This is a genomic window from Phaeodactylibacter xiamenensis, assembly GCF_000759025.1.
GTDB classification, from domain to species: Bacteria; Bacteroidota; Bacteroidia; order Chitinophagales; family Saprospiraceae; genus Phaeodactylibacter; species Phaeodactylibacter xiamenensis.
The window spans coordinates 81,064-102,611 of record NZ_JPOS01000033.1; the positions used below are offsets into that span (position 1 = coordinate 81,064).

Sequence of the window (21,548 nt, forward strand, 5' to 3'; positions counted from 1 at the left end):
GAATTATCATGAAAGCTATGATCTTCGCTGCCGGCCTTGGCACCCGACTCCGCCCTTTAACCAATGACCGCCCGAAAGCGCTTGTGGAAGTGGGGGGGTACCCGTTGCTGGAAATCGCCTTGCGCCGCCTTCTGGCTTTCGGGTATGAGGAAGTGGTTGTTAACGTACACCACTTCGCCGATCAGATCGAAGATTTTCTGCAAAGGAATAATAATTTCGGGGCGGTCATTCATATTTCCGATGAAAGGAAGCAATTGCTGGACACAGGAGGCGGCTTGCGCAAGGCTGCAAAGTGGCTACAGGGCGGAGATTCCTTTTTGGTGCACAATGCGGACATTCTCACCGACCTTGACCTACACGCTCTGCGGCGCGCCCATGAAGCCAGCGGGGCGCTTGCCACCCTTGCCGTGCGGGACCGTAAGACTTCGCGCTATCTCCTGTTTGATGAAGCAGGGTTGCTCAGTGGCTGGAAAAATGCCAAAACGGGAGAAGAAAAAATCAGCAGAGCGGTGCCTTCCACCACAGCATTGGCCTTTAGCGGGATACAGTATCTCCACCCGCGGCTGTTCGATTACATGCCAGAGCAGGAAGCCTTTTCAATCATAGACGTTTATCTGAATGCAGCCCGCAGTGCAAAGATAGCTGGCTTTCGGCACGAGCATTCGCAGTGGCTGGATGTGGGAAAGCCAGATGCGCTGGAGCCGGCGGCTGAACTTGCCCGGGCTTTATCCGCATCTGGCTTTACAGGCTATTAATTACTCGACCGGCGTGATTTTCATCATGTTGGTCCGGTGGCGGCGGTGCAGCGGCATACTACCCGTATTGATGATGACATCACCGGGTTTGACGCGCCCTTCGCGCTTCAGGATTTCCGTTACATCCGCGATGGTCTCATCAGTGGTGGTGAACCGGTCGTAGTAGAAGCAGCGCACGCCCCAAACAAGGTTAAGGGTGGCGAGCATGTGCATACGGTCGGAGAAGATGTAGATATCGGTCTTCGGCCGGTAGCTCGAAACTTTGAATGCGGTGTAGCCCGAGCTTGTCATACCGATAATTGCTTTGGCATTGACCTGCATAGCGGTCTGTGCGGCATTAAAGCAAATGACATCCGAGTGGAACGTCCGGGTTTTTGAGGTTGCGATCGGGCGGCGGTCCTTGAAGTCGTAGTGCGTCTCTGCCTCCTCAATGATTTTATTCATGGCTTCCACCACCTTCACGGGATGCTTACCCACGGAGGTTTCACCACTTAGCATTACCGCATCCGCGCCATCGAGTACGGCGTTGGCTACGTCGGTGATCTCTGCACGGGTCGGGCTTGGATTGGTGATCATGCTATCCATCATCTGCGTGGCTACAATCACTGGTCGGGCCCGCTGAATACACTTAGCGATGATGTCCTTCTGAATAAGCGGCAGGCGCTCCATAGCCACTTCGATGCCCAGGTCGCCCCGGGCTACCATGATCGCATTGGAGTGCTTGATGATTTTGTCAATCCGCTCTACCGCTTCCGGCTTCTCGATTTTGGAGATGATTTTGGCAGGGTGGTTTTTCGCTTCGATGCGTCTGCGTAAATCTTTGAGGTCTTTGGGGTGCCGTACGAAGGAGAGGGCAATCCAGTTGACCGGCTGCGTGAGGATGAACTCCAGGTCGACCAGGTCTTTCTCCGTAAGGGAAGGCAGAGAAATTTTGGTATTGGGCAGGTTGACACCTTTATTGGAGGAAAGGGTGCCGCCGAAGAGGGTCTTGAGCCTGACCGTATCCTCTTTATTGGTTTCAAGGACTTCAAATACGAGTTTGCCGTCATCTACGAGCACGCGCTCGCCCACCTTAACATCCCGGGCAAAACTTTCGTAGCTCATATAGATTTTCTCCATGGTACCCACGCACTTTTCGTTGACGAGGGTGATCACATCCCCTTCTTTAAGCTCAAGGGCGTTATCCTTGATTTTGCCTACACGGAGCTTAGGGCCCTGCAAGTCAGCAAGAATACTAATGTGCAGGTTATACTTTTCGTTGATGTAAGTGACGTGATCAATGACCTGTTGGTGATCCTGATGGGTGCCGTGGGAAAAGTTAAGGCGGAATACGTCCACACCCGTTTTGACCAATTCCAGCAATTGATTGTAACTATTGCAGGCAGGACCTACGGTTGCCACAATTTTAGTATTTTGATGGTCAACGACTTTCATGCGTCTGGTAATTTTTTAATTGGGTGTAATTTTGTGTTTGCAACAGACTAAGTGTAAAATTTACAATAATCCTAACTGTAAAAGTACGCTAATCCTAATAATATACAAACGGCCTATGGTTAAAAACCTGTGAACAAATACTGGTACGGCGGCATTTGAGGGGCTGATTTCCGAACAGGCAGCAGCCACTTTAAAAGAAAAAAACCAGGCTGAAACGGAACCCTGAATCGGCTGGGATTCAGCAATAGCAGGGTATTTCAGAGGTTCAGGGGGGTAACTTTTTTTTGAAAAACTTTGGTAGTCAAGGTTCTTCTACGTTTCTTTGCATCGCAATTGTAAACCAATAAAGCGAATTCACTTATGTCTAGCATTGCAGAAAGAGTTAATAAGATCATCGTCGACAAATTAGGTGTCGACGAATCAGAGGTGAACCCGGATGCAAACTTCACGAACGATCTGGGGGCCGACTCTCTGGACACCGTGGAGCTCATCATGGAGTTCGAAAAGGAGTTCGATATCGCTATTCCGGACGAACAGGCTGAAGCTATCCAAACGGTAGGCCAGGCTGTTTCTTATCTGGAGTCACAGGTTAAAGAAGCGTAACAGCGTTTGCTGTTTCCGGATTTAACGTATGCAAATTAGAGGCTTTCTGAGGAAAGTCTCTGATTTGTATCTCCGCGCCTTCTTTAAAATTGCATTTTGAACCTCCCGGCTACATTCTCTACCAAATACAAGGCGCAAATTTCCAACCAAACAATTACACGGGCATAACTTAGCCGTTGCAACAGGAGGCTGGAACCAAATCAAATTAAGCCAATGAAAAGGGTTGTCGTAACAGGACTAGGAGCAGTAACCCCCATCGGAAACTCAATTAGCGAATACCTGGAAGGTTTACAGAATGGCCTCAGTGGTGCTAATCCTATCACTCATTTTGATGCTTCCCAATTCAAGACTCAGTTTGCCTGCGAACTCAAGAATTTCCAACCTGAAGAAAAAGTAGACCGCCGCGAAATGCGCCGCATGGATAATTTTACCATCTATGCGATGTATAGCGTTGCGGAGGCCATGGAAAATTCGGGCATCGATGTTGAAAAGATTAACGTCGACCGTGCAGGGGTTATCTGGGGCTCCGGGATTGGCGGACTGGCTACACTGGAAAAGGAAATCGAAGATCATATCACGGGAAATGGCACACCTCGCTACAACCCTTTCATGATCCCTAAGATGATCTCCGATATTGCTGCCGGGCTGATCTCCATCAGGTATGGTTTCCGGGGCGCGAATTTTGCGACCGTTTCTGCCTGTGCTTCTTCTTCTCATGCGATTGGCACTGCTTTTGATCAAATCCGCCTGGGCCGGCAGGATGTTGTCATTACCGGTGGCTCAGAAGCTACAGTGACAAAGGCTGGAGTAGGCGGCTTCAATGCGATGAAAGCACTCTCTACCCGCAACGATGATTACAAAACCGCCTCCCGTCCGTTTGACGCGGACCGTGATGGCTTCGTCCTTGGCGAGGGCGCAGGTGCAATCGTGCTCGAAGAACTGGAGCACGCTAAAAAGCGTGGTGCGACCATCTATGCCGAAATCGTTGGTGCAGGCGCCACCGCAGACGCCCACCACATCACTGCGCCACATCCCGAGGGACTGGGTGCAGGCAACGTTATGCGGATCGCATTGGCAGATGCCGGGCTCAATCCGGAAGATATTGATTACATCAACGTGCACGGCACGTCTACCCCACTTGGGGATATTGCAGAGGTGAAAGCCATTCAGCAGGTCTTTGGCGAGCATGCCTACAATCTGAATATCAGTTCCACGAAATCCATGACCGGGCATTTGCTTGGCGCCGCCGGAGCAGTGGAGTCGATTGCAGGCATCCTGGCCATTCAGCATGGTTTTATCCCGCCTACGATCAACCACTTCACGGATGATCCGGAGCTGGATGCTAAACTGAACCTGACCTTTAACGAAGCGCAGGAGCGGGAAGTCAGAGCGATTCTCAGCAACACTTTTGGCTTCGGAGGGCACAATTCCTCTGTCGTATTTAAGAAGTACGAAGATTAGGCACTTCTGCGCCTGGGGAATTGGATTCCCCAATCGCAGGCGAGCCGTCTTTTAGGGAGGCTGGTATGGGGCCGCCGCATTTATTTGAGCGGGCTTGGTATACCGGATTCTCCCGTTGGTTTTAAAAGAGTAGAGCGGCAGCGCGCATCAAGCCTGTTACCGCCTTACTCCTTAGATAACAATATCTTTTCACAAAACACTAAGGTTTTGTTGCGGCTCGTATTTAGGTTTTATAACCATTTTTTATCTGAGGATAAGGAACTGGCCCGCCGTTTGAGGCAGCTCATTGGGTTTACCCCTGCCAATATGGCTATTTTCAGGCTGGCTTTTTCCCACAAGTCTTCCTCTTCGGAGAAACCCTACGCAGTGCAGAACAACGAACGCCTGGAATACCTGGGCGACGCTGTGCTCGGTACTATCGTAGCAGAGTATCTCTTTAAGAAATACCCTAACAGCGACGAGGGCTTCCTCACCAAAATGCGCTCGAAGATCGTCAAGCGCAAATCCCTCAACCTGATCGGCGATAAGATGGGGCTGGATATGCTGCTCTCTGAGTACAATCAGACCCGCCTGAGCCGCTCTATGCTGGGAAATGCGGTGGAGGCACTCGTTGGCGCAGTTTATCTGGAAAAGGGTTACAAAGGCACTAAGCGCTTCGTAGTCAATAAAATCCTACGCAACTACGTGGACGTACACGAGCTGGAAACCGTGGATGACAACTACAAGAGCCAGCTGCTGGAATGGTGCCAGAAAAACGGCCAAACCGTTACTTACAAGCTCCTGGCACGGTATAAGTTCGAAAAGCGGGACCGCTTCAAAGTTGCAGTCATGGTGAATGGCAAGAAAATAGCCACCGCCGACGACTTCAACAAGAAAAGCGCCGAACAAACCGCTTCTGAAAAAGCCATGCACTCTATGGGCATCCTCGATACAGAGGACTAATCTGTTACAATGTGAGCTGGACCTACGCCACCCTGCAAGCGTACGCACCGAATACCCTCGTCCTGAACCGGGCACGGGCACTCTTCTACGGGCGAAAGTGGGAAAACGTAGCTTCCGATGGCGATGCCCTTTGGGGCATTTGCAAGTCTACAGGTGAGCTCACCTACCCGGTCATGGTAACTCTCGACGGGAAAGCCTTCCATTGTACCTGCAAAAACCGGTACCGCCCCTGTCAGCACGTACTTTCCCTGTTGCTTTTCTTCCTTCGCAAAAATGATCAGATCACACCCGCCGATGAGCGCCCGGGCTGGGTTCGCGATGCGATCCGGCAGCCGGAGGCCCGAAAGTCTGCCGTAGCAGATACCAGCGAACGCGAAGCCCGCCTGCACAAGCGTATTGTGGAGATGAAGTCAGGCGTGGAAGAGCTGGATCAATGGCTTCGTGATGTCATCCGGCAGGGGCTTTCCAGCCTTGAAGGGGCAGGGCCAGATTTCTGGGAACGCATAGCAGCCCGTATGGTGGACGCTAAACTAGGGAGTGTCGCCCGCCGCATTCGCAGCTTCCCAAAGCTGATGGAAGAAGAACAGTGGCATGGTAAATTACTAGGCGCTTTGTCTGAGCTTTATCTGTTCGTGCAAAGCTTCCGTCAGTTAGAGGGGCTGCCCCAGGCCATGCAGGTAGAACTGCTGTCCTACGGAGGCGTCAATTTGAAAAAGGAAGAGGTACTGGAAGGGCCGGCTGTCTCAGACCGATGGCTGGTGATCGGACTGGTGGAGGGAGAGGAAGAAAAGCTTCGTTACCGCCGTACCTGGCTGGTAGGGGAGCAGACCGGCCGGTTTGCACTTATTTTGGACTTTGCGTGGGGAAACGAACGTTTTGAGGGGCATTGGGTCTTGGGCAGTGCCCTGCAGGGGGAGCTCGTTTACTATCCGGGTACCTATCCGTTGCGGGCTTTATTGAAAAGGGTACAGCCCTACCGGCAGCCTATGGATGCAATCCCCATAACAGAGCATGGGCAGGAAATGCTGGAAGCCTATGCGCAGGCACTGTCTAAGAACCCATGGCTTTCCGGCTTTCCGGTATTGCTGGGGCAGATCCGGGCGGTTTGGCAATCAGGGAAGGTGGTACTGCTTGACGCCCGGGGCATGGAAATACCAGTGCAGGCAGAGGAGGCCCATGAGTGGGTACTTTTGGCCGTAGGAGGGCATCAGGAGGTTACCGTTTTTGGAGAATGGACAGGCGAATCGCTCCGGGCCCTTTCCGTTCTGGACAGTAGTCGGATTATTCAACTTCAGGGGCCGCCACCCTCGGCTTTTGGCGAAGCGGAGGAAATGCTTTGAAACCGGGCATTACTTTTGTGTGTTTTATCGTCATAAGGAGTGTACAAGTCGTTTTCGGCCGATTTCTTTTAAGTTCTGCTTATACACTAAATTATGAGAAAGCCCTTCCTGCCACTGCTATTCCTGCTTCTTATGGGCCGCTGTGTGATTCCTGCCACCGCACAGCGTACGCTGCAGGAGGTTGTTAATACCACTTACGACGAACTTTACCCGGTCGTTAATATGCAGGGCGATGCCCTGTACTTCGCCCGCTTTGGGCACCCGAGGAACCGGGGCGAGCAAAACGCCAGCGACGTTTGGGTCACCTACCGTTCAGGTAGCGGCATCTGGTCCAAACCGGTGAACGTTGGCGCTCCTGTCAACACCAGAGGAGCCGAGTGGCCTCTGAGCCTGAATACTTCCGCAAGGCAGCTGTTGGTTTATGCTGCCGGAAAAGGTCAGCTGCGCCGGTACCGGGAGGCTGGCCGGCTTTGGAGCCTGTCAGATACGCACCACCTTGAGGGCGGCCACGCAAGTGTACCGGAAGCTTTTTTTCAGATCGCTCAGGACAATCACCATATGATCTGCGTGCTGCCGCAAAAGGGGCACCCTGCCCATAAAGACCTTTGCCTGAGTACCCGGACGGATGCCGCTGCCTGGAGCGCTCCCATAGTGCTGCCGAAGACCATCAACAGCTCTGCAGATGAGCAGAGTGCCTATCTCGCTCCGGACAACCGGACCCTTTATTTTTCCTCCAATCGCGCTGGCGGCAAAGGCGGCTACGATCTGTATATGACCAGGCGAAAAGGAGGTGGTTGGAATAATTGGACGGAACCGGTCAACCTTGGCCAGGAAATCAATACCAAAGCTGATGAGTTGTTCATCAGCGTTCCGGCTTCCGGAACAGAGGCTTTTATTGCACGCCGCCCCGTAGGCAGAGATATGGATATTTTTCAAATGACGCTGCCTGAACCACTCCGGCCTGAAGCATTGCGCCTGATCAAAGGCGAGGTGCAGGTTGACCGCTTCAGTTTGGCAGGAGAAGTGGAGGTGCGCCTTGAGGATACAAAAGCCGGGAAGATAGTACAGGTTGCAGAAGTTGATGCAGACGGGACCTACAGCCTCCTGCTTCCTGCCACTGAAAAAGGAGTGGTTTTTGCGGAATTACCCGGCTATTTCCCCGTGGCGCAGCCGATAGAAGCTCTTGGAGAAGACTTGTCTGCCAACGCTATGGTATCGAATGGTTCTGCCGTTGTAATGTCAGAGGAAGAGGCAGATATCCGGGGCCTTCACCTGCACCTGGATAAGCTGGATAATGAGTTGCTGGAGCTTAAACGGATGCGGCAGGAGGCACTGGCTGAAGTCCGGGCTCAGCAATACGGACTGGATTTGCCTCCGCCTTCGGACCCCGAAATTGAGGCCCTGCGTCACCGGTACCGGTATTTTACAGAAGTTGTGGCGCATCAGGATACCTTACCGGACGATGGCTACGATGAGGCTGCTGCTGCCGAACGGGAGCTGGAAGATATGCAAGCACGGTTTAAGCGATTTTACGTGCATGAGAAGTCCCTGCAGGAGGCGGAACAGGAAACAGCCGAAGGAGAACGCCACCTTTGGGAAGACCAACCGACCTTCGAAGAGCTTCAGGATCAGGCCAAAGCAGAGCTGGAACAGGAATTGATCCCTGAAGTGGAAAAGCGGCTGATACAGGAAATGGAAATACCTGTTAAGGTGGAGCCCAGCCCGGCTTTGACGGAATCGGAGCGTGCCTCGCTGGAGCAAAAGGCCCGGCAGCTGCAAGCTCAAATTAAGGAAGGGCTGACTTCTGCCGATGCCTTACCCCCGGACTGGACAGCCAAAGGTGCATTTCAGCCTGCTGGACAAGAACCAGAAGCATGGGAGGCTCAGGTACTGGAAGGGTTGAAAGCTGCAATGGAAGATGAAGTGGCAGAAGCTCTGGCCCCGCATCTGGAAGAAAAAGTGGAAGGGCTGGTTGAAATAGACGGACGGTATCAGGTCAAAAAACTGGAACGGGCAATGGTGCAGCAAAAGCTCGACCGCAAAGTGGCACAGCAACTATCCACAGAACCCGTGCCGCCCGTTAATGACGATCCTGATGCAGTGCCTGCTCTTGTACCGGTTTCATCATCGGCTCCTGCAGCCTATCAGGAGGTCAGCCAAAACCTCACCTTAATCCCGGCAGAAATAGGCCAGAATATTGCACTTAACAGCGTGCATTTTGAGACTGGTACAGATCGTCTGAAGCCGGGGGCTTATCCCGAACTCAACCGTTTGCTGTCTTTTCTCAATCAGCATCCGGATCTCATAGCAGAGGTTGGCGCGCATATTGGCGAGCCTCATTCCTATGCCAAAGCACTTGAACTGACCCGGCAGCGGGCTCAGGTAGTGGTAAGTTTTTTAGTTGGGAATGGCATTGATGCCACGCGCCTGCACGGTAAGGGTTATGGAAAAGCTTTCCCAAAACCCAACCCGGCCTTTTCCGAACGTCTCGAAATACGTATCATTGGCAAAAATTGAAAGGGTGCCCATGTGGGCACGCTAAAACCAACCTTGTATGCAGTTTATACCTGAAGACGCGATTGATCAGGCGGTAGCCGAACTGGAGGGAAAGTCTGATGCCTACGCGCAGGGGCTGGAGGCCATGCAGCAGGAGCAGCCCGTATTGTTTGCCTACCCTTTTACAGAAAACTTCGAGGCGTTCACAGCGGAAGAGCGTGAGTACTTTCTGTTTCTGATGCTGGTGGTTTGGCATGCCGTCCGAAAAGAGGCGCTCCCGCCTGTTATTGACGAAAAGCACATCAGCGAAGTGGAGGAAGCCAACTGGGCTGTAATGCATGGCAACAAAGGCGGAAACTTCCGGTCCCGCCTTGACCCCTTCTTCGAGGGCTACCCTCAGGAGGACCTGCTGGCTTTTGCAGAAGATGCGCTGACTCAGGACGAAGAAGATGCTCTGGCCCTGGTTTCCCGGGAGGGGCAGGAAGCCCTCTTTGTGAGCTTAAAGACCATTATTGATTGCCTGACGGGGTATGAGCCGGACTTTTCCGGGTAGGGCAAATAATATGTTAGCGTGGAAATTTAATTTAATTATTCGTACTTTTGCACCGTATTTTAGAGAAATAATTGTTCTGGCTGTCCCTCAATGTAGGCAGAAGTAAGGCTCAGCCGGGTATTAATGTGCTTCATATTAAACTGCAACTTGCTATGAATCAAAACGCAGAAAAAACACGCTATTCGGATGAAGAGCTGGAAGAATTTCGCGTGCTTATCCAGGGAAAACTGGATAAAGCCAGAAAGGAACTGGACTTCTATCTCGATCAGCTATCTGAAATGGCGGATAACCCGGATGCAAAAGTCAAAGGGCTTGACGATGGCATCGGCACTGCTGAAAACGAACGGCTTACCAGCATGGCATCGCGGCAGCGCAAACTCATTCAGCATTTGGATAATGCACTGATCCGCATTCAAAATAAAGTATACGGCGTTTGCCGCGAAACCGGTAAGCTGATCTCAAAAGAGCGGCTCCGGGCTGTACCTCATGCCACACTTAGTATAGATGCGAAAAAGAGCCGGTAATTTACCTCTTGCGCTCCACGCCCCGAAAAGTCCTCTTTTGCAATAATGCAGAAGAGGGCTTTTTTACAATTTACTGCAAACCTAAAAATCTATACGGGCGTTATTAATCCGATTGGACTGAAATTTTAAGCCCCGCCCATGCCAAAACGGTGACAGGTTTGTCTGGTAGCGTGCAGGTTTTGTACAACCTGTGTTCACCTTTGGTATATTTGCAGAACAAACTGAAACAGCAGTACCTTGAAGAAATCAGCCGTTATTGTTTTTGTCGTACTCCTGGTCCTTGTTATCGATCAGTCGCTGAAGATTTGGATCAAAACCCATATGGAGTACGGAGAGGAATTCGCAATGTTCGGGCTCGACTGGGCTCGTATCCACTTTGTAGAGAATAATGGCATGGCTTTCGGGCTTTCCCTGGGCGGTGAATATGGAAAGCTGGCTTTAAGCCTCTTTCGTATTCTGGCTGTAGCCTTTCTGGTCTATTACCTGCGCTTACTGGTTAAATCCGGTGCTTCTCTCGGGCTAATGGTTAGTTTTGCCCTTATCTTAGCCGGGGCATTGGGCAATATCCTCGATAGTGCTTTCTACGGGCTAATCTTTTCTGCCAGTCATTTTCACGGAGGGGTAGCTGAACTATTTCCGGAAGGAGGCGGATACGCCGGGTTCCTGCACGGCAAAGTGGTGGATATGCTTTACTTCCCGCTTGTCAATGGTGTGCTTCCTGAGTGGGTGCCTTTTTGGGGCGGAGAAAGAGTGATGTTTTTTAAGCCGGTTTTTAATATTGCGGATACGGCGATCACACTAGGTGTGATCAATATTCTGATTTTTCAGCGGAGCTTCTTTCAGGAAATGTCTGAAGAACAGTCCGGGTCCGGCGCGGAAGTAGCCTCTGATATGCAGGACGAGGAAGCTGCAACCAAGGATGTTGACCGTGATCATCCGCAGCAGGCTGAGGGCTCATCTCCGGTATAAGGCATACGGGCAAAAAAATAAGACCACACAACAATTGCGTGGTCTCATTTGGTCTTGGGCTGTTGCCTGGAAGCCAACTTTACTTTTGCAGCACCCTGGACTTTTCCAGAAAGCGCTTGACGCCTTCAACCGTCCCACCTACTTTCTCATAGTTGATGCTGTAGTGGACGTACTTTCCATCCCGCTCTGTATCTACAAGCCCGGCAAGGCGGAGGATGCGGAGGTGCTGTGAGGTAATAGACTGCTCAAGGCCAAGCGTGTTGTAGATTTTGTTCACGTTGATCTCGGTGTTGCGGTCAATGAATTCCAGGATTTTCATGCGTAACGGATGAGCAATGGCACGCAGGATCTCAGATGATACCTGCAAGCGCTCGTGGTGTACGCTCACTTTTGTTTTTCTCATAGTAGGTTTTCTTGAAGTATGTAGTTTAGATAGCACTCTCAGTTGGAGTTGCTGCTGTAACACGCAGTTTTACAAGAGTTTAACGCGTATCACTTATGCAAATATGCATTTTTTTATTATCTTTAGCAAGGAAATACGTCAAAAAAACACCGCTTTCTCAAAAAAAGATACCGTTCTCTGTGAAAAACCGACCACTTTCTGAGATTCAACCTGCCGTTCTCATGTATTCCCATGCCGTTTGGTAAAGTCCCTGCTGCTCGCAATAGGTTAAAAAAGCTGCGTAAAAGCGGTCTCCGCCTATGGTTGCGCTGTCGCCTACGATGATTAATTGCTTTTTCGCCCGGGTCATGGCTACGTTCATCCGCCGGTAATCCTTTAGGAAGCCAATCTCTCCTTTAGCATTGGAGCGTACCAGCGAAATATAAACCACATCCCGCTCCTGACCCTGAAATCCATCAATAGTGTTGATGGTCAGAGCAAGGTTTTCCAGCGATGGGTCTTCCTCAATCATTTGCTCCATATGCACCACCTGTTCACGGTAAGGCGAAATGATGGCGACAGAAGGTAGTGCCTCCGGATGAAAGGCATCCCTGAGCTGATAAAGGTGTTCCCGCAGAATCAGGAACTCTTCCGGATTGTAACGGCTTTTGTATTTGGGATGTGTTTTTTCGTCAAACCCACAACCGGCCGTATCAATAAAAATCAGTGGATGGTCGGCATCAGCGTCTATCCGATGGCTCTTTACTTCGGGGGCGGCTTGCAGTTGCCCATTGTAAAAGACCTTATTGGAGAAAGCCATGATGTGTTCATTCATGCGGTACTGCACGTTGAGGAGGTTGACTTTGGGAAGGCGGTCGAGCAGCTTTTCTATCAATGTCACCCCAAAGCCTTTTCGTGCCGCTTCCTGTGATTTGACGGTGGGCGGTAGCTGAAAGGGGTCGCCCATGAAAATCACGCGGGAAGCCCGGGCAATAGGGATCCAGGTAGCGGGCTCAAGTGCCTGTGCAGCTTCATCAATGAAGACGGTCCGAAAATTCCGGCTGTAGAGAATGTCATTAGAAGTGCCTACAAGCGTGGCCGCGATGACCTGAGAGCCATCAAGGATTTGCTCAATCAGCCGGTCCTCAAGTTGCCTTGCCCAGGCGGAAAGCTCCCGGGCTTCCTGATAGTATTGGTGGCGCTCGGCTCGTTCTTCCGGCCCGAACCGTCGCTTGTATTTTTGAGCGTTACGGCGGGCTTCGGCGGCCTGCACCTTTACCTTTTTGATGTTCTTGGCCTCAGGATGGTCGGCGAGTTTCATTTCCAGCGTGTGCCGGATTACCGCCTCGTCTACGCGCGATATGTTGCCGATACGGGTAACATTGAGCCCCTCCGCCGCGATGCGCTCCACCAAGAGATCTACAGCGGTATTGCTGGGCGCGGTCACCAGGATGTTGTGTTCCTGCTCGGAAAGCCGCTTTACAGCTTGTATGAGTGTGGTGGTCTTGCCTGTACCGGGAGGGCCATGCACCACTGTTACATCCTGTGCCGCCAGTATCTGAGTAATAGCCCGGTTTTGGGAGTCGTTGAGTTGAGGATGGGTAAATGGCTCATTGACGGGGGCAAAGCGGGGCGGTTCAATGCCCAGCAAAATATTGCGAAGTTCCGGCAGCCGGCCTTTCTTTGCTTCCTGCACCGTTTTCAGGGCTTTTTCCATCTCTTTATAGGTGCGGTCGTCAAAGAGGAGGTCCACCCCGATCAGCCCCATCCCAATCCAGTCCGGAAAGTCCTTGCTGTTGAGGATGATCTGCATACGGTTTTTATTCACATAGTTGACCACGCCGCTGCGCTCCGGCTTGTTGGCTCCGGCCTGTTGGGTGAAAAAATTGACTACCATGCCGGCCCGGAAATGGTGAGGCGTGTCTTCGGCTGTTTCTCTGGAGATGGTCACGTAGGCCCGGTCGCCGTAGGTGTAGCCGGTTTTCATCACCTGTACCGGGTACCAGGCGTAGCCATTATCGCGTCTTTCGGTAAGAGGCAGGCGTTGAATCCGGGATTTAAACTGTTCCAGGTCCTCCTCTTTTTCCAGTTGCAGCAGTTCTGCCAGGCGGTCGAATTCTTCCAGTGCTTTAGCCATGATTGGTGGTTAGTCTTGGGTGTACAACTAATATAGGTGTTGTGGGTTCATAGAAATATGGCAGACGACAAAAAACGAAGTTTTCGGGAGCAATTCGAAGCATTGCGCAATTTGCCGCGCTTTTTCCGGCTGATCTGGAAAGCCAGCCCGGGTATGACACTGGCCAACGCACTGCTACGGTTACTGAAATCGGCAGTGCCGCTGCTCGTCCTATACGTAGGCAAAGAAATTATTGACACCATTTTGCTGCTGATCGATGGTGAAAGTACAGATACCACTTACCTCTGGACGATGGTGGGCCTGGAGTTTGCCCTCGCCATCGTTTCTGACCTTATGAACCGAGGCATTACCCTGCTGGACAGCCTGCTGGGCGACTTGTTTGCCAACCGGACTTCCGTAGAGCTTATTGAGCATGCGGCACGGCTTGATCTCTATCAGTTTGAGCAGGCCGAGTTTTACGATAAAATGGAGCGGGCCCGAAGGCAGACTACCGGACGTACCGTGCTCATGTCGCAGGTGCTCACCCAAATGCAGGATATCGTTACCGTCCTGTTCCTTGCCGGAGGGCTTATCGCCTTCAATGCCTGGCTGATCCTGATCCTGATCGTGGCGGTCATCCCTTCCTTCCTTGGGGAAACGCACTTCAATCAGCGCACGTATTCCCTTACCCGTAGCTGGACACCCGAACGGCGTGAGCTGGACTACCTGCGCTACATCGGTGCCAGCGACCAAATGGCTAAGGAGGTGAAAATTTTCAACCTATCGGGTTTCATCACCCGCCGCTTTGCTGATTTGTCTGACCGGTACTACCACGCCAACCGCAAGATTGCCATCCGGCGGGCCGCCTGGGGCAGTGGACTTTCGGCTATAGGTACTTTATCGTATTACGGGGCCTACGTTTTCATCATCACGCAGGCCGTAGGCGGCATCATCACAGTAGGTACGCTGACGTTCCTGGCCGGGTCTTTCGAACGGATGCGCAACCGGCTGCAGGGCATTATGAACCGCTTTTCCCGTATTGCGGAAGGAGCAATGTACCTGCAGGACTTGTTTGAGTTTTTTGAGATTGAGCCCACCATCACTTCCGCCCCGGATAGTTTGCCATTTCCGACGGCTATTCAGCAGGGCTTTGTGTTTGAGCATGTCAGTTTTAAGTACCCGAATAGTGAGCACTGGGCCATTCGGAACCTCTCTTTTCAGCTCCGGCCAGGGGAGAAGCTGGCTTTGGTGGGGGAGAATGGCGCAGGAAAGACTACTCTGGTAAAGCTATTGGCCCGGCTTTATGAGCCCACGGAGGGGCGTATTTTGATTGATGGTGTGGACCTGCGGGCGTACAGCCTGACGGAGTTGCGCAATAACATCGGCATCATTTTTCAGGACTACATCCGGTTTCAGCTCAAAGCGGGCGAGAACATCGCCATCGGCAATATTGGCGCCTTAGAGGATAGCCTGGCTATTGAAGAGGCCGCGCAGAAAAGCCTGGCAGATACGGTTGTGGATACCCTTCCCGAGCGGTACGACCAAATTCTGGGCAAGCGCTTTGCGAAAGGAGTTGACCTCAGTGGCGGGCAGTGGCAAAAGATCGCCCTGGCACGCGCCTACATGCGGGATGCGCAATTGCTTATTCTCGACGAGCCCACTGCTGCCCTTGATGCGCGGGCGGAGCACGAGGTTTTCCAACGCTTTTCCGAACTGATAGAAGGTAAAGCGGCGGTCATTATCTCCCACCGTTTCTCTACCGTCCGCATGGCCGACCGTATCCTTTTTCTGGAGCACGGCCAATTGCTGGAGCTTGGCAGCCACGAGGAGCTGATTGCAAAGGATGGCAAGTACGCAGAGCTTTTCCACCTGCAGGCGCAGGGGTATGATTAATTCGTCTGTCTGTAGAGAAAATCCGGATCAAAAGTTTGCAGCGTCAGCAGCATCAGATTATAGAATTCCTCATCCGTACCATCAATGGAACGGCGGAACCAAAAACGGGCGGCCATCATTTTTTCAAGAGAGTCTCCGTCACCCGGCAGGTTGCGGAAATTGTCCAGGAAAAAACGATTGACGGCTATACTTTTGCGCTCTTTGGTTACACTGCGCAGCAATTCCAGGAACGGGCGTTGCAGCTGTTGCTGACTCGTACCGAATTGGTGCATCTGGTAAAAGGTACGCATGACTTGTCTGAATTCCTGGTTGTAAAGCGGTTGAAGTTGCCGTTGGAGAGCCTGGTTTTGGGCAGCCATGTTCAGGTAGTCCGTGAGTTTGGTCAGGAAAGCCGGATTGTAGTATCCAAAAGCATCTTCAGCGTTGAAGTTAATATCGGCTCCGTTATGTGGGCCGCTCAGGTAAACAGGCTCGCCGATAAGCGTCTCAAGTGCAGCGGGGTTAATGAGTGTTTTGAGAATGCCGTATCGCCCCCGTACCCCAATCTCAGGGAAAATAGTACCGGTAGTGTTGAAATTCTGTGGTGTATTTTTCCGTTCCTCCCAGACACCTGTTGCCTTTCTCAGTGCGGCTTCGAGTGCTTCCTGGTCTGTTTTTTCTACCGGGCAGCCATCGCTTGTACCTTCGCCAGGCTCGAAGGGGCAACGGTCAAGCCGGTTTTCAATGCCATCGTCGTCTGCATCCCGGTTTTCGATATAGGGGGCAGGGGTTTTGGCCAAACCGCTGCTCTCGATAGCGTATATAGCACTGAGATAGGCATTGGCCAGTTCCTGCCTGAAAGCCGGCTGAACCAGCAAAGTGGCATTTTCCCGGTTAGTCAGAAAGCCATTTTGAAAGATCGCTACAGGTACCTGCAGCCCATTCAAAAGCGGGGAAGGCGACTCCGGGGCGGTGGCCAGGTTGGCATTGCGCAGGCTGGTTTGCCGCATGATAGCCTCCATGAAAATGGCCGCCAGACGAGCACTGCTTTCGCTGCTGTTGATACGGGCACTGATGCCGCCCTTGTCCTGAGTAGCCCAGGCTGGGTTGAGGACGAAGCCCAGTCCAGAGCCTGCACCAGTGAAGTCAAAGTCCTGAGTAGCCGAGGCTGGGTTGCTGACTGATCCGGTGAAACCAAAGCTAAAGGTCAACACCAGTTTATTCCCTGGCTGGGCATTGATCCGCTGTACCTGCTCGCCTTCCGTAGGTCGTTTGCCGATAGGATTGACCTCAAAATAAGAAATGTTGTTTTGTTCGAGGCCAGCTTTGATCCGGTTGAGCAGGTCCGTGATGATCTCCTGTCCGTCCAAACGGGTGCGGCCATCATCAAAGGTGGGAGAGTAGTAGTCCTGGCTGATTCGGTTGAGGCACCACAGGTATCTTGAGCCTGTGCTGGCTTCTACGGTTTGCTGAGGAATATCCTGCTGCACAGGAATATTCCCTTCGGGCTTTAGGACTACGATTTTTTGGAACACCGCTTCCTTTTCCAGTTCCTGGAAGCTAAGGGTGGTCTGATTGCTCTGGAAGCCCTCTTTTTGAAACTGAAAAGCTACACGCTCATTCCGGGCCAGGGCGGGCCTCGGCACATAGAGGTCTAATCTGCCGTTTGGGCCAGTCAGCCCCACCAAGGTGTCTGGCTGTATAAGCCGCACGGCAACATCACTCAATGGGCTGCCATCTGAAAGATTTTGAAGTACAAAGGAAACAGAGTACACTGCACTGGTATCCAGATAATCAGCATCGGGATAAAGTTGCACACTGGGGATGCGCTCCAGAGAAAGATCAGAAGTGATGGTGTCGGGCTGGTATCCAACCTTCTGGTAGAAGACCAGCTGGCCGGGCTTTGCCAGCCTGTTAGGGATTTCCAGTGTAAAATTGCCCTCCCCATCGGTAATGGCAGTATACTGATCTGTAAGTACCATTACACCACTAAGTGGAGCTGCGCTCTGTTTTGTGCCGTCGAGGACCTGCCCCTGAACGTACCGGTAGCGGGTCTCACAGGGGATCAGGAGGCTGTCCTCTTCCGGAAACTTCGGCAGATAGCCGGGAATGCCCCGAATGACAGCCCAGTAACCCAGTGCCCGCTCTTCCAGTAGGGTAGCCCTTGTGCCAGCCGGTACCTGAAAGAGTGCCCAATCGGTATTGAGCTCCGTATCTCCCTGATTGTTTTGAAACCGCCTCATGATTTCCTCCAGCTTGGCATCACTGACAGGGCGGGAGCGGAAAGCGATGTTTTTGCCCAGGATTCGGCATTCCGGGCTAAACCCAGCTTGTCCTTCGCACCACTGTTGCATGATCTCCCTGGGTAAGTGGACGCTATCTATAGCCAGCGCTGCGGCAAAATAGGTACAGGCTGAGCCATCTCCCGAAAGGCTGTCAGGCATTTGCCGGGCTATTTCAGCACCTTTATTATAGAGCAAAACGGCTAGGTTGGCGCGAAGTTCCTGGTCCAGTGTGTCAATACCAGGGGCTGCATCAAGGGTGATCATTAAGGAGTCTCTGAAAGTCGAGACTCTGCCCCAGCTGCTGTTAAGGGAAGCACCGGGCTCTGGGAAGTACCATTCCCAACTATGGGCGGTACTGGTTTGGTCTTCCCGGGCTACCTCAAGCACCGAAAGGCCGCGGCTGCAACTCAGGGAACGGCTAACAGCGGAAATAGCGGAAATGGGATCCTGGGTGGTCTGAATCTGCTGCCGGGCACGTGTTTCCAGGAAAAGCTGCCAGGCGGTACGCTCATTCAGACATACGAAGTCACTGGCCTCTTTAGATTTTAGTGCAACAAGTGCACCCTCGCAGGGGCTGAGGCTTAAATTCCAGGGCATTTGGGATAAGCCGGCCACAAAAAACAAGGCAGGTATAAACCAGCGCATTTCCCGCCAAAGGTGCTTCAGTCCCAATGCTGGCAACCCCTGCCAATACAGCCGTTCTTTCCATTTATCTGAAAGTTTGGCAGACCATTTGGGCTGTCGGGCCTTAAGCTGTGCTGCAGCCACTTCGTCCAGTGGGTTGCCGGCTTCCATCAGGGTAGCGATTTCCTGGCTAAGCTGGTCCCTGCGGGCGGAGCGCCCCAGGGAAAGGTATTCGTTGAGTGCAGTGTGCAACTGATGTTCTTCAAATGCTGCACTGCCGGCCGGTGGCGCATAGCGGCGGAGTACATCATTGAGTTCGGTCCTTAGTGCGCGTAGCAGGGCAGGGTGCTCCGTTTGCAGCCACTGCGTGAGTTGCAGCCGGGCGTTGTCCGGGATGCTCCCTTCTACGAACCAGGGTAGCCGGCAGAGTTCCTGTATGTTGGTGTAGGTAAGCAATGGGGCTTCTGCAGTAGACAGGTAGCGGCCAAGGTAAAGCGTCAGATGCCAGTGTAAAGTTGGGAAGAGGGCACAGGCAGCAATCCATTCGAGCATCGGCTGAGGATAATGGCGCTTTAGCGTATCCAGCAGGGGCCCTTCCATTTGAACCGGAGGGCGCAGCTGCCCTGCCAGCCGGTTTTGCCAAGCCTCAGCTGTGGGGGCTTCGTCGTTTTCTGAAGCTTCGAGTAAAATCTCCAGGCTTTCCAGTTCCAGTGGGAGTACGATGAAGCGCTGACTCAGGCGACGTTCCTTTCTGCCCCAGTTATCGTAGGGTTTTGGAGTAAACAAGGCGCGGCTTTTCCATCCTTCCAGTACCGTCGTCCAGGCAGCAAGCTTACCCGTCATTTTGTTGAGCATCGACTGCCCCTGCCCAATGATGAAGAGCCGCGCATATCCAAATTGCTGTTGCAGGTCGGTGAGCGTGATCCCATCGGGGTATTGCTTGTTGTAGCATATCCTGGGGTCACCATCGTAGAAGAATCGTTCGGCCAGAACCTCGTTTGCCCGGAAGGTGCGGAAGATATAGTCGAATAACCGGGCTCTGTGATTGCGGGCAGACTGCTGGTCAATAAGCAGTAAATACTCTGGCTGCCGGGTTTGCTGCCGGTATTGAAAGTCTGCCATGCCGGCTTTCTGAATGGTCGCCCGAATCGTACCGGGCACATCGAGCTGATAGACACCGCCCCGTGTCCGCTGCCGCAGGCGGTTCAGGAGCCGCTGAAATGCTGGCCCAAATTGGAGGTGTTCTACTTCAGGGATGCGAATATGCCATACATAGGGCGGCTTGTCACTGTCCAGTGCTATTTGCTCGCTTTGCCGTCGTCTGAACCGGTAGAGCAAGAGTGCTATCAGAAAGGCATAAGCCAGGATATAACCCCCCAGTCGAATAAGGTCTTCGTAGCGTGCCAGCAACTGCTGTAGCTTGCTTGGGGCTTCTATGCTGTAGGCAAACAGGTCATGGTCAAAAGGAGGGCTGATGGTGCTCCACCCCGAGCGGGCGACAGTAGTAGCGGGCCCTGATTTGGGATTAGTAGGTTTTTTAGGCTCTTTATTATCAGGAGTTGGTGGCGAAACGGCATAGCCTTCGATGACCGGCCGGAAATTGACCAGTAGTTCGCGGTCACCGTTTAGGTAGCGGATAAGAATAGAGTCTTGTCCGCTCACTGAGTCGCGGGCGATATATTCCAGGCAGTTGCGGTCGAGCATGAAGCTGCCCAGTGCCTGCCCCTTCCGGCCTGCGTAGACGACCTCAAAGGTGTCAATGCTGCCTATGTGTTCCTGAAGAACAGAGTCCGGTATACAGCTGCTGGCAGATGCCCCTGCATTGACGGTAAAAATACGCTCATACGGGCGCGTGCTCTCCTTCAGGTAGTAAAGTCCGATAACGATAACAGGGGGCACAACTAACAGTAGGGCCAATGCCACAAGAAGCCACTGCAGCTTCCGGGGGCGGCGTTGGAGTAGGGGGATCTCCTCCGTTGTATTCTGAGCTTGGTCAATCGCACGGAAATAAGCCTCCGTCCGGTCCCGGGCCTGTTGGAACAGCCGGTAAAATTGATCTTGTTGCTGTGGGGTTTGCACAAAGAGTGGGCCGAGGGCGTACATCAACTCCTCAGCGGGCATACCATCGGGCAACTGACGCAGCAATTCCTGCACCCGAAGGTATTGTCCGGTCCCGATTTGGTACCCTTCTGTTTCCAGGGTCTGTATCAGGTCGGCTACGAGGCGATATGTGAATCCCCTTTCCATCCTTAAGCTTGGTCAATCATGCGGTACAATTGGTCAAGGTCATCCTTGTTTTTGGCCAGCACACAGTAAGAAAGCTTCAGATCGGCACGGGCTTTTTCTGACAGGCTTCCCGGATCGCTGAGCTGCCGGACCCCAAAGCCGAGCTTATGCAGTAGGGCGGCCCATTGTATGAGTTCTGCTGTAGCGGGGTCTTTCCGTAACTTGACGGAGGTCCGGGAGCGGATATGCTCAAAGTGGTCGATGATGGCCTGTAGCTTGACTTCACCCTCCGTGCCCTGATACCCTTCGACTTTTCGCTGTAGAATGTGGAGGAGATCCTGGGCTGTAGGAAAGTCAATATGGTAAAAGGCAACCCGGCGCAGGAAGGGTTCCGGCAGGTTTTTCTCCGAGTTGGAGGTCATGATGATGATAGGGCGGTTGTCTTTGCTTGTGGCATAGCTTTTATCGATCTCCGGCACATCGAACTCCAGGCGTTCCAGGGCCGCGAGGATGTCGTTGGGCAGGTCGCGGGGCGCTTTGTCCACTTCGTCGATCAGCACGAGGCGGCGTTGTTCGCTCCGGATGGCTTCGCCCAGCGCCTGGTAACGGATGTATCGGCGCTCGATCTCTTCGGTACTTAGCGCATCCGGCTGGGTTTGGCTGTGCTGGAAGTGGCCCAGTGCATCGTACCGGTAGAACAAATCTTTGGCCGATGAGGTGGTCTGTGCATTGAACACCAGCACATCACTCAATGAAAAATAATGTGCGATATGATAAGCCAGCTGGGTCTTACCAGTGCCGGGCTCTCCCGTGAGCAAGAGCGGCAGCCCGAGGTTGAGCGCCACATTGACTGCACTCACCAGGCCGGGTGCAGGCAGGTATAATGCCGGGTCGTTGATCCGTTCGTTCAGGGTGATGGGCGGCAATGCCTGTTGCCCTTCCGCACCGTAAAGATGGAAACTCATA

15 protein-coding genes are annotated in these 21,548 nt (G+C 52.6%); 10 read left to right on the forward strand and 5 right to left on the reverse strand.

The window, feature by feature from the left end:
* Positions 1 to 8 precede the first annotated feature (8 nt).
* Positions 9 to 755 (forward strand): nucleotidyltransferase family protein, encoded by a 747-nt coding sequence (locus tag IX84_RS12680; protein ID WP_044221097.1) that lies wholly within the window; start codon positions 9 to 11, stop codon positions 753 to 755.
* Here the strand turns inward: IX84_RS12680 and pyk are convergent, their stop codons facing one another.
* Positions 756 to 2,189 (reverse strand): pyruvate kinase, encoded by a 1,434-nt coding sequence (gene pyk / locus IX84_RS12685; RefSeq protein WP_044221100.1) that lies wholly within the window; start codon positions 2,187 to 2,189, stop codon positions 756 to 758.
* A 360-nt stretch (positions 2,190 to 2,549) separates the two neighbouring features.
* Here pyk and IX84_RS12690 point away from each other — a divergent pair, with 360 nt between their 5' ends.
* From IX84_RS12690 to IX84_RS12725, 8 genes are all read left to right on the forward strand, one after another.
* Entirely contained in the window at positions 2,550 to 2,792 is a 243-nt protein-coding gene (locus IX84_RS12690; RefSeq protein ID WP_044146360.1) for an acyl carrier protein, read from the forward strand.
* A 213-nt stretch (positions 2,793 to 3,005) separates the two neighbouring features.
* Positions 3,006 to 4,253 carry a beta-ketoacyl-ACP synthase II gene (gene fabF / locus IX84_RS12695; protein WP_044221103.1) on the forward strand — a complete coding sequence of 416 codons (1,248 nt, stop codon included), beginning with the start codon at positions 3,006 to 3,008 and terminating at the stop codon, positions 4,251 to 4,253.
* A gap of 207 nt (positions 4,254 to 4,460) precedes the next feature.
* Entirely contained in the window at positions 4,461 to 5,195 is a 735-nt protein-coding gene (rnc, locus tag IX84_RS12700) for a ribonuclease III (protein WP_238578271.1), read from the forward strand.
* 11 nt (positions 5,196 to 5,206) lie between these two features.
* Positions 5,207 to 6,535: a hypothetical protein gene (locus IX84_RS12705; protein ID WP_044221108.1), complete on the forward strand. Its 1,329-nt coding sequence runs from the start codon at positions 5,207 to 5,209 to the stop codon at positions 6,533 to 6,535.
* A gap of 93 nt (positions 6,536 to 6,628) precedes the next feature.
* Positions 6,629 to 9,052, forward strand: coding sequence for an OmpA family protein (locus IX84_RS12710; RefSeq protein WP_044221111.1), 2,424 nt, complete (start codon positions 6,629 to 6,631; stop codon positions 9,050 to 9,052).
* Between the two features lie 37 nt (positions 9,053 to 9,089).
* Positions 9,090 to 9,584 (forward strand): hypothetical protein, encoded by a 495-nt coding sequence (locus IX84_RS12715; protein WP_044221114.1) that lies wholly within the window; start codon positions 9,090 to 9,092, stop codon positions 9,582 to 9,584.
* 152 nt (positions 9,585 to 9,736) lie between these two features.
* Positions 9,737 to 10,108: a TraR/DksA family transcriptional regulator gene (locus IX84_RS12720; protein WP_044221187.1), complete on the forward strand. Its 372-nt coding sequence runs from the start codon at positions 9,737 to 9,739 to the stop codon at positions 10,106 to 10,108.
* Positions 10,109 to 10,345: 237 nt separating this feature from the next.
* Entirely contained in the window at positions 10,346 to 11,077 is a 732-nt protein-coding gene (locus tag IX84_RS12725; protein WP_044221117.1) for a lipoprotein signal peptidase, read from the forward strand.
* 79 nt (positions 11,078 to 11,156) lie between these two features.
* On the opposite strand, the gene IX84_RS12730 is transcribed toward IX84_RS12725, so the two are convergent.
* Entirely contained in the window at positions 11,157 to 11,480 is a 324-nt protein-coding gene (locus IX84_RS12730) for an ArsR/SmtB family transcription factor (protein WP_044221119.1), read from the reverse strand.
* A 205-nt stretch (positions 11,481 to 11,685) separates the two neighbouring features.
* The gene (locus IX84_RS12735) at positions 11,686 to 13,596 is read right to left on the reverse strand and encodes an AAA domain-containing protein (RefSeq protein ID WP_044221123.1); all 1,911 of its coding nucleotides are present in this window, start codon (positions 13,594 to 13,596) and stop codon (positions 11,686 to 11,688) included.
* 57 nt (positions 13,597 to 13,653) lie between these two features.
* Between IX84_RS12735 and IX84_RS12740 the strand changes: the two genes are divergently transcribed.
* Positions 13,654 to 15,468: an ABC transporter ATP-binding protein gene (locus tag IX84_RS12740; protein ID WP_044221126.1), complete on the forward strand. Its 1,815-nt coding sequence runs from the start codon at positions 13,654 to 13,656 to the stop codon at positions 15,466 to 15,468.
* On the opposite strand, the gene IX84_RS12745 is transcribed toward IX84_RS12740, so the two are convergent.
* Entirely contained in the window at positions 15,465 to 20,603 is a 5,139-nt protein-coding gene (locus tag IX84_RS12745; protein WP_044221129.1) for an N-acetylmuramoyl-L-alanine amidase, read from the reverse strand. The genes IX84_RS12740 and IX84_RS12745 overlap by 4 nt on opposite strands.
* A 2-nt stretch (positions 20,604 to 20,605) precedes the next feature.
* Entirely contained in the window at positions 20,606 to 21,547 is a 942-nt protein-coding gene (locus IX84_RS12750) for an AAA family ATPase (RefSeq protein WP_044221132.1), read from the reverse strand.
* Position 21,548: the final 1 nt, after the last annotated feature.